Consider the following 15,012-nt stretch of genomic DNA (forward strand, 5'->3'; position numbering starts at 1 on the left):
TTAATATTCCTCCCTGAACTTGCGAGAGATGAACTGCGCCAGTAAATTCATGATAAGCGTAAAGACGAACAGTGTCATTCCAACCGCATAAATGCTGTAGTAAATCGTTGTCCCATATCCTGCATCTCCCGAACTTACCTGTACAATATAAGCGGTCATCGTTTGAATCGATGAAGTTACATCCATGCTCATATTTGGGGTCGAGCCACCGGCAACACTCACAATCATGGTTTCCCCGATCGCTCTGGATAGAGCAAGAACGATGGATGCCACAATTCCTGAAAGGGCTGCTGGCAATACCACTTTAATTGTCGTTTCGAGTTTCGTTGCTCCTAAGGCATACGCACCTTCGCGAATCGACTTCGGTACTGATACAAGGGCATCTTCCGACAAAGAGGCTATCATCGGCATGATCATGATTCCTACAACGATTCCAGGACTAAGAGCATTGAACATGTCAAGGGAAGGAAATAAATCCCGTAAAACCGGTGTTACAAAAGTTAAGGCAAAGAAGCCGTAAACGATAGTAGGAATTCCAGCTAAAACTTCTAAAATCGGCTTGATGATTCTGCGTGTTTTCTCTGATGCATATTCACTCAAGAAAATGGCTGTTGCAAGCCCTACTGGAACTGCAACCACCGCTGCTATGACTGTTATCTTCAACGTTCCCACGATAAGCGGCATAATCCCATAGGACGGTGTAGATGCAAATGGCAGCCATTTAGCTTCTGTAAAAAATTCGACGATAGATACTCTGTCAAAAAAGATAAATGTTTCAAATATAAGGGTCAGGATGATCCCGATTGTAGTAAAAACGGAAATTGCCGCCGTAAGGAACAAAAGCTTAGGGATGACTTTTTCCATATTCATTTTTTTCTTACTTTTCTTTTCCAGAATCATTTGCTGTACAGAATAGGTTTCTGTTTTTCTAAGTTCCAACTTGCATCCTCCATTTCAGACACACAATATTTGGATTTACAAGCTGTTACCCCCGCCTTAATCGAGTCAAGGCGGGATTTCAGTAGCCTGTAATATCGTTTATTTTTCCAGTTCTTTTAATTTATCAAGATCTTTCTGGTACTCTTCTTCCGGCAGGCTGATATAACCCACTTCTTCAGCAAGCTCTCCTGCATTTTCAATGACGAATTGAGTATAATCAGCAACTTGTTCTTTTTCAGCTACCGACTTATTAGCTACATATGTGTAAAGTGGACGTGACAATGGTGCATACTCCCCACTTTTAATCGTTTCATGTGTTGGCTCTACAGCACCTTTGCCGTTGTCGATGGAAATGATCTTTAACTTATCTTTATTTTCAGAGTAGTAAGCATAACCGAAGAAACCAATCGCATTTTTATCACCTTCTACACCTTGTACAAGGACATTGTCATCTTCTGAAAGCGTAGCATTTTCCACCATCGGTTTTTCTTCAAGGATTACTTCATTGAAATAATCATATGTGCCTGAATCTGTTCCCGGAGAGTAGAATTTAATTTCTTCCTTCGGCCATTCAGGACGTATATCAGACCATTTCTTCACCTTTCCATTATCAATCCACAGTTTTTGAAGTTCTTCAACTGTTAGTGAATCGATGAATTCATTATCTTTATTGGCGACGATTGAAATACCGTCAAATGCCAGTTTCAACTCTGTATATTTAACTCCCTTTTCATCAAGTAAGGCAGTTTCTTCTTCTTTGACCGGGCGGGATGCATTGGCTAGGTCCGTATCACCAGCGATGAATTTCTTAAATCCCCCACCTGTTCCTGACGATCCCACTGAAACCTTCACATCAGGCTGTGTAGCCATATATTCTTCGGCAACTGCCTCCATGATCGGAAAGACCGTTGAAGAACCATCCGTAATTACTTCTCCCTGCAGTTGGCCAGATCCTTTTCCTTCACCGCTGCTTGTCTTAGTGTCATCGGATCCACAACCCGCCGCTACTGCAATTACTCCACCCATCATTACAGTCATTGCCATACCTTTGAAACGTCTCATTTGTAAATCCCCCTAAGAATTTTATATGAATATTTTGTCCTACTCTCACATCATACTTTTAGACTGTAAACTCCGTTTGAAGCAAATGTAAATATTCAGTAAATAATTGTGTGTTAATTGTAAAGACGAAAGAACTGTACTGATCTTGGTTTTAAAATGCAAAAAAACACGTTTCCGGTTTTACCCAAAAACGTGTTTTTAATCTTTTATTCATTTTCCTGGCTTTTTCTAACTTCAGCCTGGTCCTTTTGAACGTCTTTACCATTCTCCACTTTCAAATCAGTCGAGGTTTCGGTATTTTCCTTTTTAGCCCGTTCTTTTTTCAGTTCGAAATACTTATCCATAATCTCTTCGCCAATTTTTTTACTCATATCATGACCCGAATGGCCCTGATACGCCCACGGGACAACAACAGAAAAAGCAACTTCTGGATTTTTAGCAGGGGCATAGCCGACCAACGTGATATTCATCGTTGCTTGGGGCTCGCTATAATCCATCCGGTTCGGGCCGTCATAGAATGCTTCCGCCGTCCCGGTTTTAGCTGCCACTGTATACGATTTTTTCCCAAAATAGGTATAAGCCGTTCCGCCTTGTTCCATCGCAACTTTCTCGAAACCGCTCTGCACACGTTCTACCCATTCTTCCTTCATATCAAGACGATTAAGGACAGTCGGTGCAACGTCTTCGGCAACAGGACCCAATTCCTCATTATTATCAACCGGATCACGGATTTCCTTAACCATATGCGGCTTCATGCGGTTTCCGCCATTCGCTATCGTGGAAACGTATTGCACAAGCTGCATCGGTGTGTACGTATCATACTGTCCGATTGAAAGGTCAAGCAACTTACCCGCTAACGTTTCTGAACCTTTGAATCCACTCATCTCATTCGGGAGATCGATTCCCGTACGAACACCCAAGCCAAACTGGGCGAATGAATTCCGGATGGTTGAGAAGGCGCTTGAGCTAATATTTAAAGGTTCATTCGGCACATAATGCGCACCTGCAATATTAATCGCCGTTCTGAACATATAAACATTGGAAGATACTTTTAAAGCCGTTAAATCATTAATGTTCCCAAAGTTTTTATATGAGCCTTTTTCCTTTGTCCCCTTAATCTTCAGCTTTGTATCATAAAAGTATGTCCCCGGCTGGATTGCGCCTTGCTGATAACCGGTCAAAACAGTTGCGCCTTTTACTGAAGAGCCCATTGTATAGGAAGTCGTGATATTCCCTAATGCAAAGTCCTCTATGGAAGATTTCCCTGTTTTTGAATCCTTCTCATATTTCTTACCCGCCATCGTTAAAATTTCCCCTGTATTAGGATCCATCATGACGACAAAAGCCCTATCCAAGAATTTGGTGTTACCCATTTTTTTCTTGGCAATCAATTCCTTTTCAATGATTTCCTCTGTTGCAAGCTGTAAATCCATATCAACTGTCAATATAAGATCTTTTCCTCGCGAACCTTCAGTAATCACTTCGGAATCGACGACATTTCCTGATTTATCGGTCACATTCCTTACTTTCGCTTTCTGACCTTGGAGGACATCTTCATATTGCGCCTCAATATAACTCTTACCTACACGGTCATTCCGGCTATAATCGCGTGCTAAATAATAGTCCAGACTTTCACTAGGCAGGCCTTCTTCAGATGAGGAAACTTTACCCAAAACAGATTTAAGTGTTTTATTATATGTATAAAAACGATCCCAATCTGTAGATATATCGACCCCTGGGAGCGAATCAAGGTTTTCACTCACCTTGGCGAATTCTTCTTTTGTTACTTTCTTGTTTTTCACAATTTGCGGGGTAAGGGCATATCCGCTTGCAAATTCCCTATAGATGGCAAGAACTTCAAGATCTTTTTCCGAAAGCTCTGTTTCTTCTTCAGTAATCCGATCAAGCTGAAGCTTATACAAATCACTTTCTTCCATCTCGCCTTCTTCCACTTTTTTCCTCTCTTTATCGGTAATCTTTTTCTCGGCCAGCTTTGGATTCTTCAAAATCCAAAAATCCTTTTTATCGCGTTCAGTCACTTTGTCTGTTTCCTTTTCGATCAACTTCGCGAGTTTCTCAGCCGTTTCCACCATTTCTGTTTGTTTCGTACCTTGTTTTCGTGTATATGTAATTGCATCCAGTGGTTGGTTATCGACCATCAGTTTCAAATTCCGGTCATACATTTTCCCACGGGGCACCGAATTATTCACGGTCACTTCCTCTGTTCTTTCAATCTCACGGCGGTAATCATCACCATAAACAATCTGTACAACACCCAAGCGTAAAATTAAAGCGGAAAACAAAACAAACACTAAAAAGAAAAGAATATTCAATCTGAAAGGCACATGCGTCTTTTTCTTTTTCTTTTTATTCACACTAAGCCACACATCCTTTTTACATAGTCATAATAGTCCTATACTATTCTATAGAACATTTATATTTTTTTCTACCTTAGTGTTCTAGAAATATTAAACATCTAATGAACTTTACATAAAAAGTGACTTACGGCTCATCAATCCTAAAACCGCAAGTCCTGATAATTGGAAAAGAGGCCCTCTGGCCTCTTTTTTTTCAATCTTGGTCAATGATATCGATTTTCCGTACAAACCAATATATCACGGTATGCCCTGCCCCGACGATTAACAGGTAGATCGGCAGTACTTCCTTTAGGTCGAATAACATGACCGAAAGTATGAATCCTGATATCGATACAATCCTTCCAATATGAACGAACAATTCCCGGACAACGATATATTCAATCCTCATTTCCGCTGCTTTCCAAGCACGGCCTATAATGTCATACGTCAACGATATATAAGGGACCAAAAGAATAGGATAAGCGGTAGCGACAATTGCCCCATAAATGAGAAGCTTCCCGAATGTGATATCAAATGCAATCAATAAGACCCCTGCATACAACAGGATTCCTCCAATAAGAATGGCCTTTTTTCGCATCGGCTGTTTAATATATCGTGAGGCAAAAAAATACGCGACGAATGAAATGGCGGAATTTAACAGACCGTAGCTCCCTAAGGCAAGTTCACTATCCGTCTGAATGAAAACGTTAATCGAAATGATGAACATGAAGGTGCCCTCTCGTATCCCTTGAAAAAAGTGAGCACGTGTGATCAAGAGCCAATTCCGGTTATTTTTCCGTTCCTGCAATATCCGAAGGAAACAGTATCTGCCATGTGCTGGACGTCTTTTTAACGAAAAGCTAAGAAACACCGCAACGGAAAACAATAGCAAAGACAATCCGAATACAATGGAATATCCCGTGAATTTTTCAAGCCTCGAAATGATGAACCCTGAAAGAATCGGACCGACCATTCCCCCAAGGGATGATAAAATCCCTAAAAAACCATTGAAGAAATCCCTTGTTTCTGGTTCAGTTATCTCAAAAGTCAAGACATTATAGGCAAGCCAATAAAACCCATAACCGATTCCTAACAGTCCACCAAGCAACCAAAGGAAATCCGTTGCCCGTGTGCCGACCAATAGGACTGATAAATAAAATAGGGCCAAAAAGATAACACCCAGACGCAAAACAATGATTCGATCCACTTTTTTCGCCAGCCTGCCAGCAAAGACAAAGGTAAGCGGTTGAAAAAGCACCACGGTTAGATTATATACGGCAATATCAACAATTTGACCGGATTGTTTCCACAAGTACACATTAACGAATGTATTGGATAAAGCAATACTTAGGCTGTACAGCCCGCCAATAAACAAAAGGAGGTGCAGATCCTTCTTCCCCCCCGCCTCACCCAACCATCTCTCTAAAATACCCATTGTTTTAACTCTCCTTTAAATTCCACTCTAGTGTTTGAAAAAACAAAAGAATTTATGTAAAAAAAGGTAAAGAAAACTCTTCGATTGGCGAAGACAGGATGGCGAGACAGGATGGCGAAGTCAGAGAAGTAGTTGCCCTTATACTGTTTTCCTTAAAAGCTCTTCCCTGTTAATTCAAGAACAGTATAAAGAAAACTCTTCGATTGGCGAAGACAGAGAAGTAGTTGCCCTTATACTGTTTTCCTTTTGAACTTGAACAGAAACAGTGGAAAGAAAACTCTTCGACTGGCGGAGACGAAGGGGATGTTTGAATTTGGAGTGTTTACTCGTGAATTTGGGCCTTTACTCGTGAGTTTCGAGATTTCACTCAGGAATTGGAGTGTTTACTCGTGAATTTGGGCTTTTACTCGTAAGTTTTAGGATTTTACTCGTGAGTTTCGAGATTTCACTCAGGAATTGGAGTGTTTACTTGTGAATTTGGGCCTTTACTCGTGAGTTTTGAACTTTTACTCGTGAATTTGATGCTTTTACTCGTGAGTTTTGAGCTTTTACTCGTGAATTTGAAGAGTTTACTCGTGAATTTGTGCGTTTCTCGTAAATTAGTAGCTTTACTTGGAATTCGCAGTTTTTACTCGTGAATTTCTTTCACTTTTTTTGGCGAAACAGCAATACGAGTTGCCTTTATATTGTTTTCTTTAATGTTCCCGTTCGGATAAAAGAAACAAAAAAAGACAGGATTCCTTTTCACCAAAGGAATCCTGTCTTTTTAATTACAAATTATTTTGCAGCGCTGTAACGTTTTGCAACCTCATCCCAGTTTACAACATTCCAGAAAGAATTGATGTATTCAGGACGACGGTTTTGGTAGTTTAGGTAGTATGCATGTTCCCAAACGTCCAATCCAAGAAGCGGTGTTTTACCTTCTGATAATGGATTGTCTTGGTTTGGTGTACTTGTTACTTCCAACTCGCCATTGTTGACTGCAAGCCAAGCCCAGCCAGATCCAAAACGAGTAGTAGCCGCTTTAGCGAACTCTTCTTTAAAGCTGTCAAAGCTTCCGAATTTTGAAGTGATAGCATCCGCTAATTCACCAGTCGGTTGTCCGCCGCCGTTAGGTGAAAGGATTTCCCAGAATAAAGTGTGGTTAGCATGTCCGCCACCATTGTTGCGTACAGCAGTACGAACAGATTCAGGTACTGCGTCAAGGTTAGCGACGATTTCTTCAACGCTTTTGCTTAGAAGTTCTTGGTTACCTTCTAGGGCATTGTTCAGGTTTGTCACATATGTGTTGTGATGTTTAGTGTGGTGAATGTTCATTGTTTCTTTGTCGATGTGTGGTTCTAATGCATCATATGCATACGGTAATTGTGGAAGTTCAAAAGCCATAATAAAATTCCTCCCTATGTAAGCTTTTTTTTTTGAGGGCTTCAGTTCTCGAAAGATACCTAAAGCTCGCTAGAAATAGAGTATCAAATTTTTGTAACCGTTTCAAACCTTATGCCTCAATTTTTCATTTTTCGATTATATTTCCTATGAGAATACCACGAATAGAAAATATCCAATCATCAGAAGTTGGATGATGCCTTTTGTAATGACGCTGCTTATAAAGCCTACAACGGAACCAAGGCCGATTTTCGAAGCAGTAACCGGGTCTTTTTTATGTACTATGATTTCTGCCAGGAATGCCCCGATGAATGGTCCTATTAGTATTCCGAGGAACGGGATCACGAATGGCCCGACCAGAAGCCCAATCGTACTGCCCCAAATTCCCGCTTTCGTGCCTCCATACTTTTTGACCCCGACCATGTTCGCAATATAATCAGCTGCGAATAAAAGGATGACGAATAAAATTTGGACCGTCCAGAAAAACCAGCCAAATGGTTCAAAAGAATAAAATAGTCCATAGAGCAATATTCCGCCGAAAATGAATAAAACACTTGGGATGATTGGAAAAATCAGACCGACAAACCCCATTATGAACATGAGGGTAATTATTATCCAAAATAGTGTATCCATTACTAAAACTCCCCTTTCTCATTTGATATATAATTTGACTTTATCTCTCCATAATTACCTCATTACTGATGGTTAAAACCAATGAAGCAGAATACAGGTTGTTTTATTTTTCCCGTATAGTTAAAATTGGTTAGGAATCTTATATAGTTAGGTGCTGAAAACATTGAACATATTCAAACAACTATGGGTAAGCTTGTATTCTCCTAAAGATATCGCTTCCTTTCAAAACCAAGGTATCGGGAAAACGATTTTATTCGTTTTCTTTATAAGTCTCATCGCCTTTCTCCCTTCAGCTTTTTATTTTGGGACAATGATAGTTGACGGGATAGATGCCATGCACGAAACAGTATCCGAAGACTTACCGGCATTTGAAATCAAAAATGGCACGTTGACAACTGAACAAGATAAGCCATTTAGCCTGAATAAAAACGGATATCAAATTTTTGTAGATGGCACGGGAGCCTTGACCCCGGAAGAAGTAGCCGCAAAAGCTGATGAAGCTGTCGCACTTTTAAAGTCTGATCTGGTTTTCGTATCCGGAGGCAACGTGCAATCCTCTCCATATTCAGTTCTGGAGGGAGATAATCAGGAAATATCCACTTGGCTTGATTCAGTTGAATCTGTTCTGCCTATCATCCTTCCATTGCTTCTACTTATATTATACCTGTTTACTGCTACCGGAATCTTCATTAAAGTGACAATCCTTGCCGCTTTCGGTCTTTTTTTCAAAAATGCTCTTGGCCGTCCTCTTTCCTATAGGCATCTATGGAGAATCGGTGCTTACAGCATAACGCTTGCCACCGTATTCTTCACCATCATGGATGCTTTTCAAGCAATGGTACCGTTCGCTTCCATCATTAGCTGGTTTGTGACATTGATGATGTTATATTTATCCATTAAAGAAACATCAGCCAATAAGATCGGAAATTGAAATTTACAAGAATGGACTCAGACTGTAGGCAAACTCGATGAGAATCGAGTTTGCCTACAGTCTTTTAAGGCTTTGTAAAATTCGTGATTGGAACCAGGGCGGTCTTTGCGCCTGCGGGGTCTCCCTAAGACACGTTTTTCCCACAGGGATCTCGCACACCCGTTCCAATCAACTTGTTTAAAATTCAGATAGAACCCCACTTGTCTGCAAACTGAGATTCGACCACCTGGTCCGGCTCTTTTTGCTTAAGCATAAAATCGGGTAATCATGCCTTTGCAGTATATGACTACAGTCATCATTTTTTTATATCTACTTAATTCGACAAAATACTCACTAAGTTATTCCTATACTTATTGTTGAAATAGTATTTAAGAGGTGATAGACGTGAAGGAGAGTCATATTGATGTACAGTGGTTGTTACTCATAACGGAGGCAAAAAAGAGTGGTCTGACCCCAAAGGAAATTCGCTCCTTTCTTAACACTCATTCAAATAATAAGGATGTTACTCAACTGAAATAGAAAAATTTGAATGGTCACTCTCACATTCCATTTGAAAAATCGCCCATTTTTAGGCATATTTTTTGCCCCCTCCAAGTATAGATGAATTAAAGACAAGCTTGGGAGGATGGAAAATTGAAACGGCTACTGCTTTTTATCTCATTCTGTTTCACTTTATTTATTATTTATTTTGATTTGACTACGGGTACCCTGCCGGCTTCCCATCCACCGGCCTCTACAGGCGAACCGGCCGTCCCGGCCAGCCAGCCTGCATCCGCACCATCTGCCGCTTATAAAGAAATTACCATGAAACCGGGTGATACCTTACTTTCCATCGTCGAAACGGAAAAAGGCGGATCCAATCAGCCAATCGAAACGATCATCACTGACTTTCAAAGTTTGAATGAAGGATTGAAGCCCGAGGATATGCAGATTGGCAAAACATATAAGATTCCCGTTTACAAATAACCCCCAAAATAGGAATCTGCCCCTTCACAAGAACCTTTTAGGGGATTTCCCGGCACTGGTTGCATCCATAAATTAGGAGATTTCTCATGATAAAAAAACATTATGCGTCCTATTTCCTTGTCAAGCGGTATGTACATTGATACAATATTTCAGAGAAACAAATAAAAATCAAAACTGATTTTTTCCTAAAGGAGAGAATTCCACTTGAGTGAAATCATACATCGCACCAAGACGCGGCCAATTAAAGTCGGAAACTTAACGATTGGCGGCAATAATGAAGTTATTGTACAAAGCATGACAACGACAAAAACACATGATGTTGAAGCAACGGTTGCAGAGATTCTTCGCCTTGAAGAAGCTGGGTGTCAAATCGTACGTGTCGCCTGTCCGGATGAAAGGGCAGCTGATGCAATCTCTGAGATAAAAAAACGGATAAACATCCCTCTTGTAGTCGATATTCATTTCGATTATAAACTTGCTCTGAAGGCAATCGAGGGCGGAGCTGATAAAATCAGGATTAATCCTGGTAACATCGGTCGCCGTGAAAAGGTTGAAGCAGTAGTGAAAGCTGCGAAGGCTAAAGGAATACCAATTCGCATCGGGGTCAATGCTGGTTCTCTAGAGAAGAAAATCATCGAGAAATATGGCTTCCCGACTGCTGATGGAATGGTAGAAAGTGCTTTACACCATATCAAGATTCTGGAAGATCTAGATTTTCATGACATTATCGTTTCCATGAAGGCTTCCGATGTGAATTTAGCCATCGAGGCATATGAAAAAGCTTCAAAAGCATTCGATTATCCCCTACATCTTGGGATCACGGAATCAGGTACACTGTTTTCAGGAACCGTAAAAAGCGCTGCCGGACTAGGTGCCATCCTAAGTCAGGGCATCGGAAGCACGATGCGTGTTTCCTTAAGTGCCGATCCTGTCGAAGAGGTGAAGGTGGCAAGGGAGCTTCTAAAAGTATTTGGCCTTGCTTCCAACATGGCCACTTTAATTTCCTGCCCTACTTGCGGTCGAATCGAGATTGATTTGATTTCCATCGCCAATGAAGTTGAAGAGTACATCCAGACGGTTAAAGCGCCAATCAAGGTATCAGTGCTTGGTTGTGCGGTAAACGGCCCTGGAGAAGCCCGTGAGGCTGATATCGGCATTGCCGGAGCCCGTGGTGAAGGTTTACTGTTTAGAAAAGGTCAAATTGTTCGTAAAGTGCCTGAAGAGACGATGGTCGAGGAACTTAAAAAGGAAATTGACAAAATCGCTGAAGAGTACTATGAAAAACAAAGAGCCGAAGCTGCTGCTGCAGCTTTACTAAATAAATAAAACAAAGAATCCCGAATTTTCATTATCGGGATTTTTTGTTTTATACCATTTGAAAAACCCTTTGATGCATTTTTGAAAATGACATCAAAGGGTTTACTGATGTTAAAAGAACGGCAGGATGAATATGCCAACGATGATGGAGATTGCACCAATGACGATCGCCCAAGTACCCAAGTTCGATCCCCGGCTTCTGGCCACTATCCCTACAATGATACCCACAATGCCTAAAATGAAAGGCATCATGAATAAAGATAAAATGGAGATGATCAAAGCTATGACACCAATCGCTTTCCCTCTTGATGCCACATCCCCAAAACCATTATCCTCTGCAGGCTCATCATTTTTATATGACCTGATTCGCTGAGGCGGTGTTGAAATTTCGGCAGACGTTTCTTCCTGATACCGGTTATCCATATTGGTTATGGTCCCACGACTTTCATATCGTCTGTCATCTTCAGGTGTATCTTCATTATAATACCGCTCATGATGCTGATCATCCACAACGGTTGGTTCACTGCCCTCTTTCGCCAATTGCATTTCATCGTCAATACTGGAGTATTGATCTTTTTCCATTCGTGCATCCCTCACTTTCATTTGTGAAGCATTTATAGTGTATGTAAAAATCGCGGAACCCATCGTGAAAATGGTTTCATGTCTTGGAAATAAATACGCGTTTTTACCAAAGCTATGATGGGATATGTTACACTATTACAAGTACCTGAAAACGAGGAGAGATTCATCATGAAAAAACGTTTTGGCATCGATATAGACGGGACTGTTACAAGACCTGATTCCATGGTCCCCTTTTTAAATAAAGCTTTTCAGCTGAATTTAGCTTATGAAGATATTACCGAATATGACTTATTCCCCTTCGTGAATGTTCCAAAAGAGGATTTCACTAAATGGTTCATTGAGAGCGAGCCACTTATCTATTCCGAATCATTATTGGCTGAAGGTGCGAAAGATGTATTGGAAAAATGGACAGAACAAGCTAATCTTTATTTCATCAGTGCCAGAAGCAACCGTTTATTGGATGTAACAAAAAATTGGTTCACGTCGAATGAAGTCCTATATGATCATATTGAGCTTGTAGGCTCACACGATAAAGTGGCTGCAGCCAAAAAATTCGAAGTCGATCTCTTTTTAGAGGACAAGCACGATAATGCAGTGGCGATTTCAGAAGAGTGTAAAATACCCGTGATTTTATTTAATACTCCTTACAACCAAGATCCCGTGCCTGAAAGGGTGATTCGGGTCAACAATTGGCAAGAAGCCTCTGCCTGGGTGAATAATTGGATGTCAGGGCAACCGGCAACTATAAAATGAGACAAGAAAAAAACCATTGACTGGAGGTCAATGGTTTTTATGCATCCAAAGATACGCTACATGCGGGACAGCGTCCGTAAATTTCAAATTTATGTCCCGAAACATCGTAGTCCTTCAAGCTTTCCTGAAGTTCCTGCATCGGGCACAATTCGATTTCTTTCGTTTTTCCACAATTCAAACAGATGAAGTGGTGATGGTGGGAAGAATGACCGCAAGTAAAACGAAAACGCTTTTCCCCTTCCAACTCGGTCGCTTCAAAGATGCCCAGTTCTACAAATAAAGAAAGATTTCTATAAATCGTATCGAAGCTTAAACCTGGATAATCCTGCTTCATATTCTCCAATACATCTTTGGCCGTTAAATATTTATCGCTGGAAGAGAAAAGCTGAAGCATTTCTTCCCTCTTTCCTGTATGCTTAAAACCTTTATCTTTTAATAGTTGCATGGCAGTAGTTACGTTCATAATACATCACCCCATCTATCGATTTTTCCACTTATCAAACAAAATTGACAAGATGAGAATTAATACAGCTATTATTACAATGGTCCCCCCAGGAGCGAGGTCAAGGCTGTATGATAAGAATAATCCGCCTATGACGGATACTTCACCGAATAAGACCGAATATCCAATCATCTGCTTAAAACCCTTTGCAAAGCGGAGACTAGCAGCTACCGGGAGCGTCATGAGGGAAGAAACAAGTAATATGCCAATGATTTTCATGGAAGCGGCAATGACCAGTGCGACCATTACAATAAAAATAAAATGAATCGCTTTATAAGGTATCCCAGACGCTTTCGCATGCTCTTCATCAAAAGATAACAGAAATAATTCTTTATACAATAGGGTGAGCATCAAGGCTACGACTATCCCCACTGCCAAAATGACATATAAGTCCGCCCGGCTGACGGCACTGACACTGCCGAATAAATAACCGTATAAATCCGTATTGAAACCATCTGCAATGGATATGAAAATGACACTAAGACCCATGCCGCCTGACATTATGATCGGGATTGCAAGCTCTTGATAATGCTTGTATACCCCTCTTAATTTTTCAATGAATAATGAACCACCTACAGAAAACGCCATTCCTATATAAAGTGGATTCAATCCTGCTAAAGATAGAAAGCTCTTCTGCAGCAATAAACTAAACGCTATCCCAGCTAGCGCTACATGACTTAGCGCATCGGAAATCATCGACATCCGCCTTACCACGACAAAAACGCCCACTAATGGCGCAATCGCTCCGATGATGATTCCGGTCAAGAATGCGTTCTGCAAAAATTCAAATTGCAATATCCCCGATATCATTGGTCTATCCTCCAAAACATATTAATGATCATGATTTAAAAATTGGACCCCATGTCCATAAATGGACGAGAGCTCACCTTCATCCAACTCATTATATTCACAGGCATCCCCGTGAAAATGAAGCTTTTTATTTAAACAGGCGACATGTGTGACTTTATCGGTCACAGTACCAACATCATGAGTTACTAAAATCAGGGTTATTCCTAATTTTTTATTCAACATCTCAAGCATTTCATAAAATTGGTGGACGTTTTTTGAATCAACGCCAACCGTTGGCTCATCCAATATCATCAATTCCGGTTCGCTGACCAGTGAACGGGCAATGAACACCCTCTGCTGCTGGCCTCCGGACAATTCCCCGATATTTCGGTTCTGATATTCAAGCATATCCACGGATTCCAGAGCCTTCTTCACCTTTTGCTTATCCTCTTTGCCTGCAAACTTAAACAAGCCGATTTTTTTGGTCAACCCGCTCTGAACGACTTCAAAAACTGTGGCAGGAAACCCAGAGTTGAAGGAGTTCGCCTTTTGGGAAACGAAACCGACCTTTTGCCAATCTTTAAAGCGTCGTATGTCTTCCCCGAATATTTCAATTTTTCCCTTTTGGAGCTTGAACAGACCAAGCAGCAACTTCAAAAGCGTTGACTTACCGGACCCATTCGGCCCAACGATTGCTAAGAAGGCCCCTCTAGGGATTTCAAGCGAAACATGTTCTAGCACTAGATCTTTTGTATATTTGTAAGATATATCTTCAAATTTAACTATGGGGTTTACTACATTATCCAAAGAGATCACCTATTTTTTTTAAGAATCATTACGATTAACAATCGTTAGTATAAATCAAAGAAGCCAAGATGTAAAGAAACCGGTCCTCTGAACAAGTTCCGGTACGCCCTGAACCATAAAAAAATGTGAGCTGAACCAATCTTACCGTAATCAAACAAAGTTTCATGTTCACATACGTCTTCCTCCTTCATATGTTTTAACAAAGGAGGAGATCGTTTGAAATTATTTGAAATGATGGTCAATCATAAAATCAACAGTATACGCCCTGATGAACTGCTTTCCCTTGCTAAACAGCATAAGGTTGCACTCACTCAAAAACAAGCACAGGATATCACCGCACTTCTAGCAGGTAAAAATATTAACATTTTTGATATACGTCAAAGACAGAACGTGCTTGGTCAAATTACAAAAGTTGCCGGAGCAAGCACAGCCAGGGAAATAGAATCCCTCTTCAACAACCTTACTTCCACTTTTTAAAGATCTTAAGCCAGCTGCAGCTTTATTTGAGCATACTTAATCCAAATGCAAATAAAAGGACGATTCATCTTTTTCGATG

General features: G+C 40.7%; 16 protein-coding genes. 6 read left to right on the forward strand and 10 right to left on the reverse strand.

The features are described 5' to 3' along the window. From pstC to OSJ91_RS18600, 6 genes are all read right to left on the reverse strand, one after another. Positions 1 to 900 carry a phosphate ABC transporter permease subunit PstC gene (gene pstC / locus OSJ91_RS18575; protein ID WP_350302911.1) on the reverse strand — a complete coding sequence of 300 codons (900 nt, stop codon included), beginning with the start codon at positions 898 to 900 and terminating at the stop codon, positions 1 to 3. 138 nt (positions 901 to 1,038) lie between these two features. Continuing rightward, the gene (locus OSJ91_RS18580) at positions 1,039 to 2,001 is read right to left on the reverse strand and encodes a PstS family phosphate ABC transporter substrate-binding protein (RefSeq protein WP_137016284.1); all 963 of its coding nucleotides are present in this window, start codon (positions 1,999 to 2,001) and stop codon (positions 1,039 to 1,041) included. A 206-nt stretch (positions 2,002 to 2,207) separates the two neighbouring features. Then, positions 2,208 to 4,376 carry a peptidoglycan D,D-transpeptidase FtsI family protein gene (locus OSJ91_RS18585; protein ID WP_350299482.1) on the reverse strand — a complete coding sequence of 723 codons (2,169 nt, stop codon included), beginning with the start codon at positions 4,374 to 4,376 and terminating at the stop codon, positions 2,208 to 2,210. Between the two features lie 196 nt (positions 4,377 to 4,572). Then, positions 4,573 to 5,793: an MFS transporter gene (locus OSJ91_RS18590; protein WP_413018908.1), complete on the reverse strand. Its 1,221-nt coding sequence runs from the start codon at positions 5,791 to 5,793 to the stop codon at positions 4,573 to 4,575. A gap of 777 nt (positions 5,794 to 6,570) precedes the next feature. Next, the gene (gene sodA, locus OSJ91_RS18595) at positions 6,571 to 7,179 is read right to left on the reverse strand and encodes a superoxide dismutase SodA (protein WP_350299484.1); all 609 of its coding nucleotides are present in this window, start codon (positions 7,177 to 7,179) and stop codon (positions 6,571 to 6,573) included. Between the two features lie 144 nt (positions 7,180 to 7,323). Beyond that, positions 7,324 to 7,809 (reverse strand): DUF456 domain-containing protein, encoded by a 486-nt coding sequence (locus OSJ91_RS18600; RefSeq protein WP_350299485.1) that lies wholly within the window; start codon positions 7,807 to 7,809, stop codon positions 7,324 to 7,326. 163 nt (positions 7,810 to 7,972) lie between these two features. Here OSJ91_RS18600 and OSJ91_RS18605 point away from each other — a divergent pair, with 163 nt between their 5' ends. From OSJ91_RS18605 to ispG, 4 genes are all read left to right on the forward strand, one after another. Then, positions 7,973 to 8,740: a DUF1189 domain-containing protein gene (locus OSJ91_RS18605; protein WP_350299486.1), complete on the forward strand. Its 768-nt coding sequence runs from the start codon at positions 7,973 to 7,975 to the stop codon at positions 8,738 to 8,740. Positions 8,741 to 9,124: 384 nt separating this feature from the next. Beyond that, on the forward strand, positions 9,125 to 9,259 hold the full coding sequence (locus OSJ91_RS18610) for an anti-repressor SinI family protein (protein WP_241665149.1): 135 nt from the start codon (positions 9,125 to 9,127) through the stop codon (positions 9,257 to 9,259). A gap of 114 nt (positions 9,260 to 9,373) precedes the next feature. Continuing rightward, positions 9,374 to 9,706 (forward strand): hypothetical protein, encoded by a 333-nt coding sequence (locus OSJ91_RS18615; protein WP_350299487.1) that lies wholly within the window; start codon positions 9,374 to 9,376, stop codon positions 9,704 to 9,706. Between the two features lie 204 nt (positions 9,707 to 9,910). Continuing rightward, entirely contained in the window at positions 9,911 to 11,032 is a 1,122-nt protein-coding gene (ispG, locus tag OSJ91_RS18620; protein WP_063233036.1) for a flavodoxin-dependent (E)-4-hydroxy-3-methylbut-2-enyl-diphosphate synthase, read from the forward strand. 102 nt (positions 11,033 to 11,134) lie between these two features. Here ispG and OSJ91_RS18625 read toward each other — a convergent pair whose 3' ends face one another. Beyond that, complete coding sequence (locus tag OSJ91_RS18625; RefSeq protein ID WP_350299488.1) at positions 11,135 to 11,605, reverse strand: DUF308 domain-containing protein; 471 nt, start codon at positions 11,603 to 11,605, stop codon at positions 11,135 to 11,137. 168 nt (positions 11,606 to 11,773) lie between these two features. Here OSJ91_RS18625 and OSJ91_RS18630 point away from each other — a divergent pair, with 168 nt between their 5' ends. After that, positions 11,774 to 12,358 carry a 5' nucleotidase, NT5C type gene (locus OSJ91_RS18630; protein ID WP_350299489.1) on the forward strand — a complete coding sequence of 195 codons (585 nt, stop codon included), beginning with the start codon at positions 11,774 to 11,776 and terminating at the stop codon, positions 12,356 to 12,358. 37 nt (positions 12,359 to 12,395) lie between these two features. Here the strand turns inward: OSJ91_RS18630 and OSJ91_RS18635 are convergent, their stop codons facing one another. Genes OSJ91_RS18635 through OSJ91_RS18645 form a run of 3 tightly spaced genes read right to left on the reverse strand, consistent with a single transcriptional unit; the run spans position 12,396 to position 14,456 of the window. Next, positions 12,396 to 12,821: a Fur family transcriptional regulator gene (locus OSJ91_RS18635; protein WP_101222584.1), complete on the reverse strand. Its 426-nt coding sequence runs from the start codon at positions 12,819 to 12,821 to the stop codon at positions 12,396 to 12,398. A 15-nt stretch (positions 12,822 to 12,836) separates the two neighbouring features. Beyond that, positions 12,837 to 13,670 carry a metal ABC transporter permease gene (locus tag OSJ91_RS18640; RefSeq protein WP_350299490.1) on the reverse strand — a complete coding sequence of 278 codons (834 nt, stop codon included), beginning with the start codon at positions 13,668 to 13,670 and terminating at the stop codon, positions 12,837 to 12,839. A 21-nt stretch (positions 13,671 to 13,691) separates the two neighbouring features. Next, complete coding sequence (locus OSJ91_RS18645) at positions 13,692 to 14,456, reverse strand: metal ABC transporter ATP-binding protein (protein WP_053535720.1); 765 nt, start codon at positions 14,454 to 14,456, stop codon at positions 13,692 to 13,694. Positions 14,457 to 14,672: 216 nt separating this feature from the next. On the opposite strand from OSJ91_RS18645, the gene OSJ91_RS18650 reads away from it, so the two are divergent. After that, the gene (locus OSJ91_RS18650; protein ID WP_063233031.1) at positions 14,673 to 14,933 is read left to right on the forward strand and encodes a DUF2624 family protein; all 261 of its coding nucleotides are present in this window, start codon (positions 14,673 to 14,675) and stop codon (positions 14,931 to 14,933) included. Positions 14,934 to 15,012 lie beyond the last annotated feature (79 nt).

The organism is Bacillus sp. T-10(2022) (genome assembly GCF_056502895.1).